16 protein-coding genes are annotated in these 13994 nt (G+C 52.9%); 3 read left to right on the top strand and 13 right to left on the bottom strand.

The features are described 5' to 3' along the window. Position 1: 1 nt before the first annotated feature. From IMCC3135_RS09245 to IMCC3135_RS09215, 7 genes are all read right to left on the bottom strand, one after another. Positions 2-631 (bottom strand): hypothetical protein, encoded by a 630-nt coding sequence (locus IMCC3135_RS09245; protein ID WP_157735866.1) that lies wholly within the window; start codon positions 629-631, stop codon positions 2-4. An 86-nt stretch (positions 632-717) separates the two neighbouring features. Continuing rightward, positions 718-1146 carry a hypothetical protein gene (locus tag IMCC3135_RS09240; protein WP_088917345.1) on the bottom strand — a complete coding sequence of 143 codons (429 nt, stop codon included), beginning with the start codon at positions 1144-1146 and terminating at the stop codon, positions 718-720. A 2-nt stretch (positions 1147-1148) separates the two neighbouring features. After that, on the bottom strand, positions 1149-1694 hold the full coding sequence (locus IMCC3135_RS09235) for a hypothetical protein (RefSeq protein WP_088917344.1): 546 nt from the start codon (positions 1692-1694) through the stop codon (positions 1149-1151). Positions 1695-1700: 6 nt separating this feature from the next. Next, on the bottom strand, positions 1701-2300 hold the full coding sequence (locus IMCC3135_RS09230; protein WP_088917343.1) for a tetratricopeptide repeat protein: 600 nt from the start codon (positions 2298-2300) through the stop codon (positions 1701-1703). A gap of 16 nt (positions 2301-2316) precedes the next feature. After that, positions 2317-3219, bottom strand: coding sequence for a hypothetical protein (locus IMCC3135_RS09225; RefSeq protein WP_157735865.1), 903 nt, complete (start codon positions 3217-3219; stop codon positions 2317-2319). Positions 3220-3933: 714 nt separating this feature from the next. Further along, positions 3934-4716 (bottom strand): trypsin-like serine protease, encoded by a 783-nt coding sequence (locus IMCC3135_RS09220; RefSeq protein WP_157735864.1) that lies wholly within the window; start codon positions 4714-4716, stop codon positions 3934-3936. 91 nt (positions 4717-4807) lie between these two features. Further along, positions 4808-6022, bottom strand: a complete 1215-nt coding sequence (locus IMCC3135_RS09215; RefSeq protein WP_088917340.1) for a trypsin-like serine peptidase — start codon at positions 6020-6022, stop codon at positions 4808-4810. A 242-nt stretch (positions 6023-6264) separates the two neighbouring features. Here IMCC3135_RS09215 and IMCC3135_RS09210 point away from each other — a divergent pair, with 242 nt between their 5' ends. Next, entirely contained in the window at positions 6265-6654 is a 390-nt protein-coding gene (locus IMCC3135_RS09210; RefSeq protein ID WP_088917339.1) for a hypothetical protein, read from the top strand. Positions 6655-6838: 184 nt separating this feature from the next. Here the strand turns inward: IMCC3135_RS09210 and IMCC3135_RS09205 are convergent, their stop codons facing one another. Genes IMCC3135_RS09205 through IMCC3135_RS09195 form a run of 3 tightly spaced genes read right to left on the bottom strand, consistent with a single transcriptional unit; the run spans position 6839 to position 9607 of the window. Continuing rightward, positions 6839-7816, bottom strand: coding sequence for a DctP family TRAP transporter solute-binding subunit (locus IMCC3135_RS09205; RefSeq protein WP_088917338.1), 978 nt, complete (start codon positions 7814-7816; stop codon positions 6839-6841). A 19-nt stretch (positions 7817-7835) separates the two neighbouring features. Continuing rightward, positions 7836-9116, bottom strand: coding sequence for a TRAP transporter large permease subunit (locus IMCC3135_RS09200; RefSeq protein ID WP_088917337.1), 1281 nt, complete (start codon positions 9114-9116; stop codon positions 7836-7838). Further along, entirely contained in the window at positions 9113-9607 is a 495-nt protein-coding gene (locus IMCC3135_RS09195) for a TRAP transporter small permease (protein WP_205737973.1), read from the bottom strand. The genes IMCC3135_RS09200 and IMCC3135_RS09195 overlap by 4 nt, the downstream gene beginning before the upstream one ends. 125 nt (positions 9608-9732) lie before the next feature. On the opposite strand from IMCC3135_RS09195, the gene IMCC3135_RS09190 reads away from it, so the two are divergent. Next, the gene (locus IMCC3135_RS09190) at positions 9733-10749 is read left to right on the top strand and encodes a LacI family DNA-binding transcriptional regulator (protein ID WP_088917336.1); all 1017 of its coding nucleotides are present in this window, start codon (positions 9733-9735) and stop codon (positions 10747-10749) included. Between the two features lie 60 nt (positions 10750-10809). On the opposite strand, the gene IMCC3135_RS09185 is transcribed toward IMCC3135_RS09190, so the two are convergent. From IMCC3135_RS09185 to IMCC3135_RS09175, 3 genes are read right to left on the bottom strand one after another with little or no spacing between them, the layout of a single operon-like run. Beyond that, on the bottom strand, positions 10810-11124 hold the full coding sequence (locus IMCC3135_RS09185) for a MocE family 2Fe-2S type ferredoxin (protein ID WP_088917335.1): 315 nt from the start codon (positions 11122-11124) through the stop codon (positions 10810-10812). 30 nt (positions 11125-11154) lie between these two features. After that, a complete protein-coding gene (locus IMCC3135_RS09180) occupies positions 11155-11994 on the bottom strand; it encodes a 3-methyl-2-oxobutanoate hydroxymethyltransferase (RefSeq protein ID WP_088917334.1) in 840 nt (279 codons plus the stop codon). Positions 11995-12042: 48 nt separating this feature from the next. Next, positions 12043-12762 carry a GntR family transcriptional regulator gene (locus IMCC3135_RS09175; RefSeq protein ID WP_088917333.1) on the bottom strand — a complete coding sequence of 240 codons (720 nt, stop codon included), beginning with the start codon at positions 12760-12762 and terminating at the stop codon, positions 12043-12045. A 154-nt stretch (positions 12763-12916) separates the two neighbouring features. Here IMCC3135_RS09175 and IMCC3135_RS09170 point away from each other — a divergent pair, with 154 nt between their 5' ends. Next, positions 12917-13948 carry a sterol desaturase family protein gene (locus IMCC3135_RS09170; RefSeq protein WP_088917332.1) on the top strand — a complete coding sequence of 344 codons (1032 nt, stop codon included), beginning with the start codon at positions 12917-12919 and terminating at the stop codon, positions 13946-13948. Positions 13949-13994 lie beyond the last annotated feature (46 nt).

Genomic DNA, 13994 nt, shown 5'->3' with positions numbered 1-13994 from the left:
ATCAGTTACTTCCTGAGAGAAGGTTAGTCGTGCCAGCTGGCTTCGCCTTGTTTGGGCCAGTTCTGATCGATTCCTCTGCAATTACAGCCCGGATTCGCTCTTCCAGGATCGCTGGTGGTGGCACCGGCACCATCTTGGTACGCACCAGACTTGAACCTTCCGCTGTGTAGCTGTACTTGCTCGCATAGGTTGCATCGACAGGGGTGCTGCGCACCGTAACCGACGAGGATCTAAACCATCCGAAGTACCGGTTGCTGTTCGCACTGACGCTGGTTTCAGTGCCCTTGTTCTTGACCACATTGTCGTTGTTGCGGGTAACCGTGATCGCCATCTTCACTTCGATTAACGTGTCGATGAACTGGTAGAAAACCGGCGTAAATCCAAGTTCCATCATAGAGACCAGCTCGGGTTTACCATTTGCATCCCGACCGAAAGCGACCCGATAATCTTCCATTTGCATTTTTTCGCCATCAATCTTGTTCGGCCCGTAACCGCTCATCATCTGGGCCGTACGGATCGACTCAACATCGACTGCGGTCTGCCCCTCGGCTATGCCGAGCGCAACGTTCTTGATCAGTTGTCCTATCGGCAAATTGGAGAGTGCTTCTCCTATGCCTGAGTCCATAGCCATCGGGATACTCCTTGGTTAGCTGGTCACGAAATTGTGGCGTTACAAAACTTGCTGGCTTACAAAATGTGCGCGCGCACGCCTTTGAACTACAACGTTTGGGCGGCCATCAAATCACGCAGTCCGTCAGGAGCAGGAACTGAAACAAAGTTGGCGACGAGCGTGCTTGCCCCTTCTGATGAAAAGCTGTATTTATTCGAGTACGACGCGTTGACTGACGCCGAGAACAGTTTGAACGAGCCACCGATTGAGGCGGATACGCCAATCTCGGTTGTTTCGGTGGTGCTAAAGGCCACCCGGGCTTCGATGGTCGCAGTGGAGAGGTGATAGAACGAGGGCACAAAACCGAGCTCCAATAACGAACGCTCTCCACCGTCACCGACGATGATCATCGTCTCACCCATACGAGAGGCGATGTCGACCGATGTTCGGTCCATCGCGTACTGTGCTTCCGCAATTGAAGTGCCCAGTGATTGCAACAATTGGGGAAGCGAACTCTGCAACATTGAGACGTCCATGTTCAGTTACCATTCTCGGATAGGCCGGAAATGAAGTCCATAAACGCAGCTGGCGGGGGCAATGCGACCAGCTGAGCGGTAACTTGGGTATGACCACTGGTTTCTACGCCGAACTTGCGCTGGAAATTAGCGCTCATCGTCATGCCCATCGACGTCGTCCGTGTTGGCGGCTCACCCGCTGGCTCCGCCTCCGAGCCATCGCCAGTTTCTCCTGCCGTCCCCCCTGCGGTTCCTGTTTGTTCGGTATTGGCTTTGGCAGTCACTTCGCCGCCGACGTCAGTGGACTCTGTGATGCGAGTCTCCAGCCTTAACTCAAGATCGACAGCAACAAAGCTGTAGAAGGTTGGGGTGAAACCAAGAGCCAAAAGGCTGCGCTCAACGTCGTCACCATTGGCATCTTTGAATGTAAACGTTTCTTGGGCGAGCGCAACTGCGGTCTTGCGCGAAGCGGCGTCTAGCGCGGCTTGGGCGTCAGCTATCGACATCGCCATCGACTTGATAATTTCGCTTACCGGCGCACTTGCGAGGGTCTTGCCTGCATCAGCCATTGCTTATCACCTTCGAAGTTTAGTTAGAGTGTCAGGCAACGGCACCGCCTTTTTGGGGTCGACCGTTTCATGCGTTACGGCGAAGTACCCAAGCCGTCGTTGTTCGGCCTGTATTCGGTTCGTGTCGACCGTCAATCTGCGCTGCAGCCAGCCGATAAGGGCTGAGGCCAGCGGAAGGTTTGTGCCATTTTCGAGCGCTAGCTGATTGGCTTGGCCAAGGGCACTGAGCGCCTCCTCGGAGCGGCCCAGTTTGAGCAGGTTACTACCCATTCGCTGAAAGTTCGTTGCTCGGTCGAGACTTATGAATCGGGTCTGCAACTCGTCAGTCGGTGTGACTTGATCGTAGTGCTGGTCGACGCGTTCGCAGTACTCGATAACGTCCTCATATGCTCCAAGCATCTCGATGGACTCCATCGAACATTCGAGGTAATGGCGAAAGAACGCCTCTGGCGCTGCTTCGTCGACAGCTAGCCGCATCGCCTCTCTATAATGCATCAGCGCTGACTCATGGTCCCCTTGCAGTGCAAGCACTTTGCCGTACTCAGCAATGTTAGGGTGCAGTCCTCTGCCTGATGGATTGCTGTCAACGCGGCTCTCGGGAATCATCTGAATGTCTTCTCCATCAGGTTCTCTCGTTTGCCAGCGCTGATTTTGGAGAGGCGCTGCCCTGCTTGCTGGATCGAAACGTGGTGAGTTCGGATACGGCTACCGCGCCGACTGCTCCCAACGCCTGCATTGCTGACGTCATCTCGCCATGGGTTTGATTTTGAGCCACGACAATCGGCAGATTAGCGAACACCTTGGGGGCCAGACTGGCGGGCATGCCTGTCAACTCCACCAGAGTCGCCATCGCCTCGGCGCTTGGGTCCAATGCTTCCAGCAAAATGTCATAACGCTGGAATGCGCGATCAACAATCTTGACGCCACTCGTGCGGCGCCCGACCGCATTCCAAATCTCTCTTGCTTGTTCAGCATCGAGGCCGAGCACGACCATGCCTTCGTCGGCCGTTGGTACAGCCGGATCATCAACGTTGAGTCCCAGCCCTCGCAAGCGCCCGACCACTCGATGACGAACGGTGGCACCGGTATCCGGAGTCATGTAGACGTCATAAACGGCCTTCACGGTTCTGGATGACACGACCGAGATCGGTTGTTCGGAAACTCGTTCAGTCAGCGCATTAACCGTCGCAGAAGAAACGTTGCCCATGACAATGGGTGGTTGTCCTGAAAGCAGTTGCACTGCGTGTTCCGCTCCGACCCCGAGAAGGTGAGCCAGTTCATTGACCGCTAACGGAAGCGCTGATGGATCTTCAACGAATACGGCGATATCGAACTCTCCGCAGCCTGGTTCGAAAGGCGCAGTAATTGGTTGCAGTTCGACATCTATTCCACCTTCAGACAAGACGTCGACGAGTTGCGTTCCTGCCTCCGTGGCAATCTGATCGACCAATACCGAGGGCGCCTGAAATAGAAGTCGTGCGAGCTCATCATCGCTACCCGCGCGGACATGTTGTAAAGCACTCACCCACCGAGCGCCACCAGATCTGCCAAGTCCATTAATCACAATTCGGCATTCCGGAATCAAGTCTGATTGCGCGTCAAACGCGATTTTCGCCACAGATTCTCTTCCATTTTAATACGGTATTAAAATCAGTAAATAGCACCAAGTAGTACCTGTCAAGCATCACAGGAGATATTAACTCTGTGGCCGTCGACACAAAACACACAGACATAAATGATATGTATTTTTATTATCCTGGCACTACTGGTACGTTGGCATAATTCTCCTAAAGCCCTATTCATCGTTCACTTTATCCTATAAAACAAGACACTCCAGCTTAAAACACTTAAACTTCAAGCACTGCGCATGCATCCACTTGAGTTGTATTTTTTCATGAGCATTTAAATAAATAACAGAGTTGGTACCGCAGTCCATATCAATCTCGAACTACACCTACGTATAGGCTAATAACGAGTGGCTCATACAACGAGTTTGCTAGACTGCTGTGCAATGAGCGGCAATAAAAATCCAATCACACGTCCAGAAAAAACACCATTGACAATGCCGGCAACAATATCAAGCTGACAGATGCACAGGACGTCTATGTCGACTTACCATTCGATTCGTGCTGGATAGTATGAGCATCAGAGCCAGCATTGAAGAGTTCGAACTTGCTGTCGAGAAAATTGAGTTGGCATGACACAAAACCGGTCAATAGATCCAACTGCGTAGTTGCTCCTACTCCATATGACGGCTGATCCAATTAGCGATTCTATCGGTGCGTATGGCTATCTGTTCAGTTGGGCACCCTTCCAGTCCAGAAATTAACATGCCTGCAATTTCACCATTCATAAGCAATGGATAACCTGAATCACCTGCTTTGAGACAGACAACCTGATCTGACAGTCTCAGGGTTTCCTGATCTACCGAAAGAATTTCTGCAACTCTGACAAACTCACTGGACGGTGTAGCTGGCTCGAATGCCCTGCTTTCTCCAAATGTCATGCTCTGTGGTTGCACTGTACCTGGAATGACAAGTTGCTTATTCTGATGGTGTTTATCCAGTTCTTGATGCCTTAATGAGACCCCCTTGCCCAGGCATGCTTCATTGACAAGCAGCTTCATGAGAACGACGTCATGTGTCGGATGCCAATAAAAAGCCGTGATCAGGGCTTCAACGGTTGAACTATCACGGCAACCGATATTAATGGATTCAACCGTATTTCGAAAACAATGTGCCGCTGTCAAGGCATGGACAACTTGCCGGGACATCACATCAGGTTTCTGTTCTAACGAGCGAACCCTGCTGGCTGATGACTTAAGTTTTGTTGCTACGCAATGCGGGGTAGTGAATTGACTGTCGAGCCCGTAGTGGAATGCGGATGATTGACTACTTTCGCCCCCTGCTTTACTCATAGTTGTTATCAGTAAGTACAATGCGCAGCTTGCGAGCAGCTGCAGGCAGATACGAATCTGAAAAAAACGTTTCTGACTGGGGTGAATATGGATGTTTGAAGACATTTTCATTGTGTCAGTTGATATCACAATCCCCACGAAAAATGCAGGTAAACCGGCAATGCTGGTTTACCTGCACTAAGTTAGTCAATCTGCTTCAGAAGACAACCGAGTTGATGAAATCGTACCACTCAGGTGTTATCCGTCGAGCATGGTTTGGTCGTGAGTACCAGCAGGCCGTATAACAAGTATCTTCGGCAGAGGTAACCGCGAATACATACGGGTTGCCATCTCGATAGTAATACAAGCCTGACCCACTGTCTCCAGGATTCAGATCGGATGAGAACTTGACACGACGGTACCAATTGTCTGAATCGGTATTGGCATAGTTACCCAGGTTCAACTGTCCATCACCATAAAGGTAATCTCCGGAGCAAGGCATTGGACTATGACCTGCACCACAACCGGGATAACCGCGGCGGTATTTGCTGAACGTATCGATGGAGGTCTTATTGCGATATCCCCATCCCATACCTCTGGGAGGCGTTGCACCGGCATCGGGTCTTGCGATAACCAGGGCAATGTCGTATTTAATGCAGACACTGCCGTTCCAGTTGTCCTCACAATCGTTATCAATGAATGAGGGGTAGAACCCGAAAGCTACCGGACTCCATGTTCCCCAGGTAGGTGACGCCACTCCATTCTTGCGAGGCTCAATGTTGGAATACGAATACTGATTTCCTGGTCGATAGATACAATGTGCCGCAGTCAGAGCCACCATTTGTTCGCTATTGGCAGACAGGACCGTGGCTGAACAACCACCATAGTTTGCAAGATTCTGATAGATCGTATTGGTATCAGAATAGCCATCTTGTATCCCGCGTCGGCTGCGACTGTCATTGGCCCAACTCCAGGATTTGTCAAACCGGGACTCAGCTCGTATTTCATCCTTCGTTGCCGGCTTGCGATCACCGTTGTGCTCGTTGGCTGTATCAGCCACCTGTCGGGATAGCTTGGCCAATGTACTACGCTCTATCGAGAACTGAAAGCTACGACCACTTTCAATGTCAAAGAACTCGAATTGACTCTTGCCGTTGAGATCATTGATGTCAGGTATTTTTTCACCTTTGTACTCCTCCGGCTTCTCGCGTTGCGATTTGGGCAGACTCATGTCCAGATTCGCGGTATCCACAGGTTCGCGTTTCTCTCGGTCTATCTCCCTGATATCTCCATAACCACCGGATGGATTGTTGGCAGAACGTGCATATTTGATGATGGACAGCGATTCGAGCCCCTTGGGGATTTCGGACTGTGCCTGTACACCCCCTGAAAAAGCGACGACAGCCGCAGATAGCAGTGTTGTGCCTGCCAATGCGTGATTGAGACGAGAGAGTTATTGCAGATGTTTCATGGCGTGAACCTCTTTGGCTTAGGAGGGTTCAGTGTGCAAGCAACGACAGTCAGAAATTGGCAATGGATCTCGAAGGGAAAGTGAATAATACCCAGCTGGCCCCCCTTCTTTCGATAAGGCCGTTGGCAATCGGATTGAATCCTGGACGAAAGGTGAAAACATCGTCTATTCTTCAAGGGACACATCAATCAAGGAGTTTGTCCATGCAGTCAATCTATCGCTTCGCTACAGTCGCCTTTCTATCACTCACACTGGCCTCCTGTGCATCTGTATCCTCATCCGTACCCACTGCAGAATCGGGGTCTAGCTATGCAGGCAAGGTGCTGGTGACGCAGTCTGAGCTGCCCGAGGGCACTAGCCACACGGTGCTAGGTACTGTGAAAGCCAATGCGCGCGCTGGTTATGGCAATGTTGAGAGACTTTATCCACTGCTTGCAGACGAAGCTCGAGCACTAGGCGCGAACGCGGTAGTCGGTGTGGAGGGTGGCAGGATGATGAGCATGTGGTCCTGGGCGGCACCTACTGCCAATGGCACCGCTGTTCGTATCGACAACGAGTCGGCTCTGAGCGCATTGCCGGGTGACAGTCTCTAAGTAGACGCAGGTTGCGCAATCCAACCTGAAGTCATGCGTCGTGAAGTCAGAGCGCGACAGGTACTCAAATCAATGTCTGATCTGATCGGTGCGATTCGTCAGACTGCCGTACTCGCCTACCAGCTTGGCGACGAGCTGAAGCACGGAGCCAGCACCACGGCTCCGTGCTCACAAACTTGAAAATCTACTTCGATGCTTCCTGAATGGCATCGATCATGTCACTGCCATTGTCTTCGATGAACTTGTCCCAAACCGGCTTGGACGCTTCCTGAAAGGCTGCAGAATCCACATCCCGGTTCACTTCCATGCCTTCGGAGATCAGGAATTCGATCTGCTTCTCTTCGGCGGCCTCGTTACCTTCACGCTGAAAGGCAACTGCATCAGCCGCGGCCTGAACCAGAACAGTTTTCTCGTCAGCGGTCAGTGACTCGAAGCTCTCCAGATTCATGACCAGAGCCAGTGCCGAGTAGGCATGCTGAGACAGGCTCAGGTACTTCTGAACTTCGAAGAACTTGAAGGCTTCAACAACCCAGATAGGATGATCCTGCGCATCAACCACGCCAGTTTCCAGCGCCGTGTACAGCTCGGCTACGGGGATCTGTTGCGGGTTGGCATCCAGTGCCTGGAACAGGTCATTCAAGGCTTTTGAATTGTTGACTCGCATACGCAGACCAGACAAGTCGGCAGGCACTCGAATGGGTCCGCGATTGTTAGTGATATTGCGGTAACCATTGTCAGGAAAGCCCATGCTCTTCATGCCGAACTCTTCCATGTCAGCGGCCACTGACTGACCCGGTGCACCGTCCAGCACTTTATAAGCTGTCGCACGATCAGGGAACATGAATGGTAGTGAAAAGGAACCCGACGCCGGCAACATGCCAGAGAAATTGTTCAGGCCGACCAGCGTGAAACTGATGATGCCCGAACGAACGCCGTCAATCATCTGCTCATCGGTACCCAGTTGCCCATTCGGGAATACATCCACGACGACCGAGCCATTTGTGCCTGTTTTTACCTGCTCGGCAAACTGCAAGGCCATCTTGTGGGACAGATCGGTGTCGGGTGCCGGATGGGCAAACTTCAAGCGTGTTGCCGACAGCGCCGGGGTAGCCAGAATGGCCAGTGAAGCTGCAACCGTCACAGCCTTTAAGATATGTTTCATTATTGAATCTCTCCTGTGGTTAACCGATGAGCAATTGCATCGGAATGATGATGACATTAGGAAAAGCGACAAAGACCGCAAGCAGCGCCAGGTAGGCAAGCACGAATGGATAGACGCCCTTGACCGCCTCTGTCATGGAAACCGAAGACACACCGCACACGACATTGAGCACATTGCCCACTGGTGGTGTAATCAGACCGATTGATGCGTTGATGATGAACATGACTCCGAAATAGACCGGCTCGATGCCCGCCTCTTTGATGACCGGCATGAACAGTGGAGCAAGGATCAGAACCGATGGCCCCAGGTCCATGACCATGCCAACAAAGAATACGATGAGCATGATGACCGCCATCAACAAACGTGGGTTGTCCACCAACGGTCCCAGCAGCAGAACCAGCTGCTGCGGAATCTGGGCAACCGTCACGACCCAGGCCGCCACCATGGCACAGCCGACCAGAAACATGACCATGCCAGTCGCTCTGGATGCACGCACCAGCACCTCGTACAGACTGCGCCAGGTCATCTCGCGATAGATCACCGAGGATATGAAAATGGCATAGACCGCAGCGACCACGGCAGCTTCGGTGGGCGTGAAGATACCGGTTCGAATACCACCGATGATGATCACCGGTAGCAGCAGTGCAAAGAACGCCCCCTTCAGCGCGTCAAAGCGCTCTGCGCCAGAAGCCGGCTCCTGCACGGGTAGATCTTCCTTGCGCACCAGCAGCGACCAGACAACCACAAGTACGACCCCCATCATCAATCCGGGCACCAGTCCTGCTACAAACAATTTGGCGATAGAGATATTACCGGCCACCCCAATCAGGATGAGCGGCAAGGAGGGAGGGATGACGGGTGCGATGATGCCGCCCGAAGCCAGCAACCCGGCAGAGCGCCCATGTGGGTAGTTCGCTTTGGCCATCATGGGAAACAACATGCTGGACAAGGCCGCTGCATCGGCAACCGCCGAACCAGACAAGCCTGCCAGCAATACGGAGGTGAAGATCACGACATAGCCCAAGCCACCTTTTCTGTGCCCCAGAAGACTGCTTGCCAGCGTCACGATACGACGTGCCAGTCCGCCTGATGCCATGACCTCCCCGGCAATCAGAAAGAACGGTATGGCCAGCAACGGAAAGCTGTCGACACCATTGACCAACGCCTGCGCCAGAATGTCCGCACTGAACAGGTCCAGGTATGCCATCAGGACCATGGCACTCAGCAAGAGCGAAAATGCGACCGGGATTCCAATAAGAATACCCAGGAGCAGAACGCCAAGAAACAGAACCAGCGTCATGAGTCAGACTCTCTTTGTTTCGTCGTGTCGAGCGACAGTAACTGTCGCAAGGTAATGAGGCCCATCAGCAACCCGGAGAAACTGGCAGGTACATAAAGCAGGCTTTTGGGTAAACCTGTGAGCTGAGAGATGTTGTTCCAGTTCGCCAGTACCTGTTTGGTTGAGCCCCAGAACAGCATGGATACCGACACCAGAATGACGATTCCGCTAACACGCCTGAAAAACGGCACCAGCTTTGGAAGCAGCGCTTCGGCAACATCGTTGATACTCAGATGCTCACCGTGCCTGAGCGTGACGGCGGCGCCCAGCATCACGATCCAGACAAAGCCCAGGCGCGACAGTTCGACCGAGGAACGTATGCCGGATGAAAATCCGTAACGCAGGACGACATTGGCGAACACCAATACCACCATCATGGCCAACAGAAATGCCATGAGGGTATCTATCGAGCGCCAGAACAGGTGCAGGAAACGATCAAACGAAGACATCATGGATACCAGAATATTAGGGGGTTGTACTTGTACAAGGTTATCGCTAACCTAACAGACCGAAATCACGGGCGCAAGTGCAAAATGAGCCCTCGTCAAAACTCCATTATTCAGAGGTAGAAAACACCATGCGGTGGACTTCCAGAGACCGAAGCGTGACTCTGGCCGATGTCGCTGATCGCGCCGGCGTCAGTAGCATGACCGTGTCAAAAGTACTGAGAGATACCGGTAGTATTTCGCCGCAAACCCGTGAGCGTGTGCTGGCAGCAGTCGGAGAACTGGGCTATGTGAAGAATACTCTGGCAGGTCAATTGAGCTCCCGCAAATCCACCACCATCGGGGTGGTCATCCCGTCGGTCTCCGATGTCATCTTCGCCCAGATGCTCAGCGGTATCAACACCGTAATCCGCCCACAAGGCTTGTCCATGCTGATCGCCGAGTCCTTGTTCAGTCCATCACTGGAGCGCGATACTCTGTCCAGCCTGCTCTCCATGCAGCCCGCCGGCCTGATCATCAGTGGCGGCACCGAGAAACTGGACGATACACTGTCCTTGCTCGAGATGCGTCGCTGCCCGCTGGTGTCCGTGTGGGATGCCGACGCCAGCTTTGGAGACAGAACAATCGGCGTATCTCACTATGCCGCGGGCAAGATGATGGCCGAGCATCTGTTGCAACGAGGCTACCGGCAGCCGGCCTATATCGGCTCCCAATTGCACCTGGATGTCTGTGCCAGACACCGGTTCGACGGATTCAGACGCCACCTGGAACAACACGGACACTCGCTAAAATCGGTTATATCCGAAGATCTGCCGCGCCAATCCAGCTCCGGCAACACACTGACCGAACAACTCATACAGCAACATCCCGAGGTTACTTCGATCTTCTACCTCAACGATGCTATGGCCATTGGCGGCCTTCGCTGGCTCAGTGACAAGGGCTATCAATGCCCCTCACAGATTGCAGTCGCAGGCTTCAATGGGACATCTCTGGAGCAGACCATCCAGACGAGATTGACAACTCTGGATGTGCCCCGCAGTGAAATAGGACGCGAAGCCGCTCAATCCATTGTGGATCTGCTCCAGGGTCTCGACGCTGCCCCTGATCTGACTATCGATCTTACGTTGGTACAAGGCACCACTACCTGAGCGTGACAGGTACAGCTGATAGGTGATGGGCATCAACTATTCGTGATGCTCATCACCCCACTAGCTGATATCGATGAACACCGCACCTTCCTGAATGCTCACCGGGTAGGTTTTCAACTTCTGACAGGCAGGTGCCACCGTTGCATCGCCGGTGCGATAGTCAAAAGCGCCGAAATGCAGCGGGCATTCGATTTCGAATTCATCAACAATGCCATCACCCAGATGCGCCTTGGCATGAGTGCAGTAGCCATCAGTAGCGTAAAAGTTCCCATCAGGGCCATGATAAAGCGCAAAGGTATTACCTTCGTGATCGAACCGGAGTACTTCCTCTTCTTCGATTTCATCAGTACCGCAGGCACGTACGAGTTGAGACATCGATTTATCCTCACTTGAATGTTGGGGGTTTTACCCGGCTGTAGGGGTCTGTTCGCTTTGCAGAGCCTTGCGAAAGATTGCAAGCTCGTTATCGTCGAGCGTAGGCGTCTGGGCGACAGTTGGAAATTCACCCTCAAGCGCTGCAACTCTGAAATCATTAAGTGCCTGCACTCTTGCCTTGTAGAGAGCCTCATGCAGTGCGGCCAGATTACCGAATGCACGGGCGTGACGCGGCGGATTGGCGGTTTCTCCACACAGATCGTTCATGAACAGAAAGGTCACATCACCGCCACTGCCGGAACCCAGGGAAACACAGATCAGACTGGTTCTGGGGGCTATCTCCGCCATGACAGGGCCGGCAATGACTTCGGATTCGACCGCAAATGCCCCCGCGTCCTCAAGACTCTTGAAATCACGAAACAATCTCTGCGCCTCTGTTGCCGTCTTGCCCACAGCGCGCAAACCACCCAGCCAGATACTCTTGCGCGGCACCAGACCCAGATGCCCCATAACTGGAATATCCTCGCGAGCCAGTATCTCGACCGTCTTGAAACTGCGTGGCGTGATGATGGCATCAACACCCAGATGCATCACTCTGTACGCCTCGCGCATGATGTCATCGGTGGTGGCGTGCTCCGTCAGCTTGACCGCCGCGGTACAGAACGTTGTCGGATTCGCCGCACGAACAATATGAGCATTGGCAGCATCGCAGATCATCATGTCAATGCCCGCTTCCTGAACAGCCATGGCCTCATCGGCGGTATTGGCCGTCACCTGAACCAGCTTGCGCTGACCTTTCGCAGAGCGCATGTCGGCGATTGTGACGGTACGACTGGCAGGTTGCCCCGCTGCGGTATAGATGTGTTTCACTGGTAATACTCCATAAATGCTAGAACGAGGCACAAAGCCCGTTGATACTCAGGCTTTGCGCGTGCCGCCCGTCAAGTGCAATCGTGCTGCAGGCTGCCCCTTCAAAGGCAACGGGGTCTCGGATCGGTTCTTGTTCTGATAGACCGTCACATGCGTTTCTATGGCAGCCAGGCAACCGGCGACATCCCGGTTGATGGCAGCCTCGTAGATGGCCTTGTGCTCGCTCATCGTCACTTCGCGACCAAATCCGAATTCAGGTATCTGTGCCACGGCATACATCCGGAATGTGTCAAAAGCCGTCTTGTAGGCACGCATCAGCAGCGCCGAGTCGCAGGCTGACATCAGGGTGTAATGAAAATTCCAGTCCTGCAAAGACCAGTGCTGAACCAGCTGCTCAACATCACCGCTATCGATCATCTGTCGCTCTACATAGGCAAGTTTCTGATAGGCAGCTGTCAAGGCCAGCTCCCAGTTGAAGTCGCCGCGCTCGAGTGAAAGCTCCGCCGCCTCGCGCTCCAGAATCAATCGCAGATGCGCCGCTTCGCGAAAAGTGTTCTGCGAATGGGTGACCGCCCGAAAGCCAAGATTCTTCTCGGAGACGATCAAGCCCTCACCCGCCAGACGCAGCAAAGCCTCGCGCAACACACTACTGGTACAGCTCAGTTCTTCCTTGAGGTGTTGGGGAATTAATCGCTCACCCGACTTCCAGCGCCCGTAGATCAGGCCCTGACGCAATGTTTCGTACAGCTCTTCGCTATCAGTCGCCACGTTGTGTTCATCCGTTTGGGTGAGAAAATCAAACTTTCGAAAGTTTTAATACTTTCGAATATTGCATGATACTAGAATATGTCGTACTTTATAGAAAAGTTCAACAGTAAACTGTTGACCTATCTCGATCAAACGCCAGCAAGGAGTCAAGTTCATGGCAAAAAAACCGAAAACGACCATCGACGAGCACGGACAAACCCGTGACCGTCGTGGCGAATGGCGCTCCGGCAGGCCTGTGTATCTGGAGCCCTTGCTCAATGACCCGCTCAATGTGAAGGGCATAGCAAAATGGCTCTTCGGTTTTCCAGGCTTTTTTGCACCCTGGTTTGCCATTTACATGCTGGTGATCGGCATCAGCTATGCCTTCTTCACCCCCTCTCTGGATCGCATGGGCAGCCTGAGTGCTGACTGGATCCTGGAAATCATAGCGCGCAACGTGATCCTGCTGACGCTCTGGAATGGTGTTTTTCATCTGTGGTTCTACCGCTGGCGCAAACAGGGTCGGCAGAAAAAATACAATGCCAACTGGATGTCCAAAAACAACCCGACCTTTCTGTTCAAGGATCAGGTCTGGGACAACATGTTCTGGTCATACTGTGGTGCTCTGTTCTGGAGTGCGTATGAGTGCGGGCTGTGGTGGGCCTACGCCAACGACTGGTTGCCCTATATCGATTTTTCCAGCAACCCTGTCTGGTTCTGCCTGGCCATGGCACTCGTGCCATTTTGGAGAAACTTCCACTTCTACTGCATTCATCGCCTGATCCACTGGAAGCCTTTATATGATCGCGTCCACTACCTGCACCACAAGAATGTGAATGTCGGCCCCTGGTCGGGCATGGCCATGCATCCGGTAGAACACCTGTTGTATTTCAGCTGTGTATTAATCCATGTGGTCGTACCCAGTCACCCATTACACATGATGTTCAATGCCTTCCAGACGGGGCTGGGCCCCGCTGTCAGTCACTCCGGTTTTGACGAAATCGTCTTCGGCGATGAAAAATCCGTCCGCAATGATCGGTACATGCACTACCTGCATCACCGTTATCACAATGTAAATTTCGGCGAAAGCAACGTGCCTTTGGACAAGTGGTTCGGCAGTCTGCACGATGGCTCACCGGAGTCTGATTTGCATTTTCGTGAAGTGCACAAAAAACGTGTGCAAGGGCAACAAGTCGACGCCAGCTAGACTGGCTCCTGCCATCCAGATTTGCCTCAGAAAATAGTTTCTCCTG

This window comes from Granulosicoccus antarcticus IMCC3135, from assembly GCF_002215215.1.
GTDB classification, from domain to species: Bacteria; Pseudomonadota; Gammaproteobacteria; order Granulosicoccales; family Granulosicoccaceae; genus Granulosicoccus; species Granulosicoccus antarcticus.
This window is presented reverse-complemented; position numbering and strand designations above follow the sequence as displayed.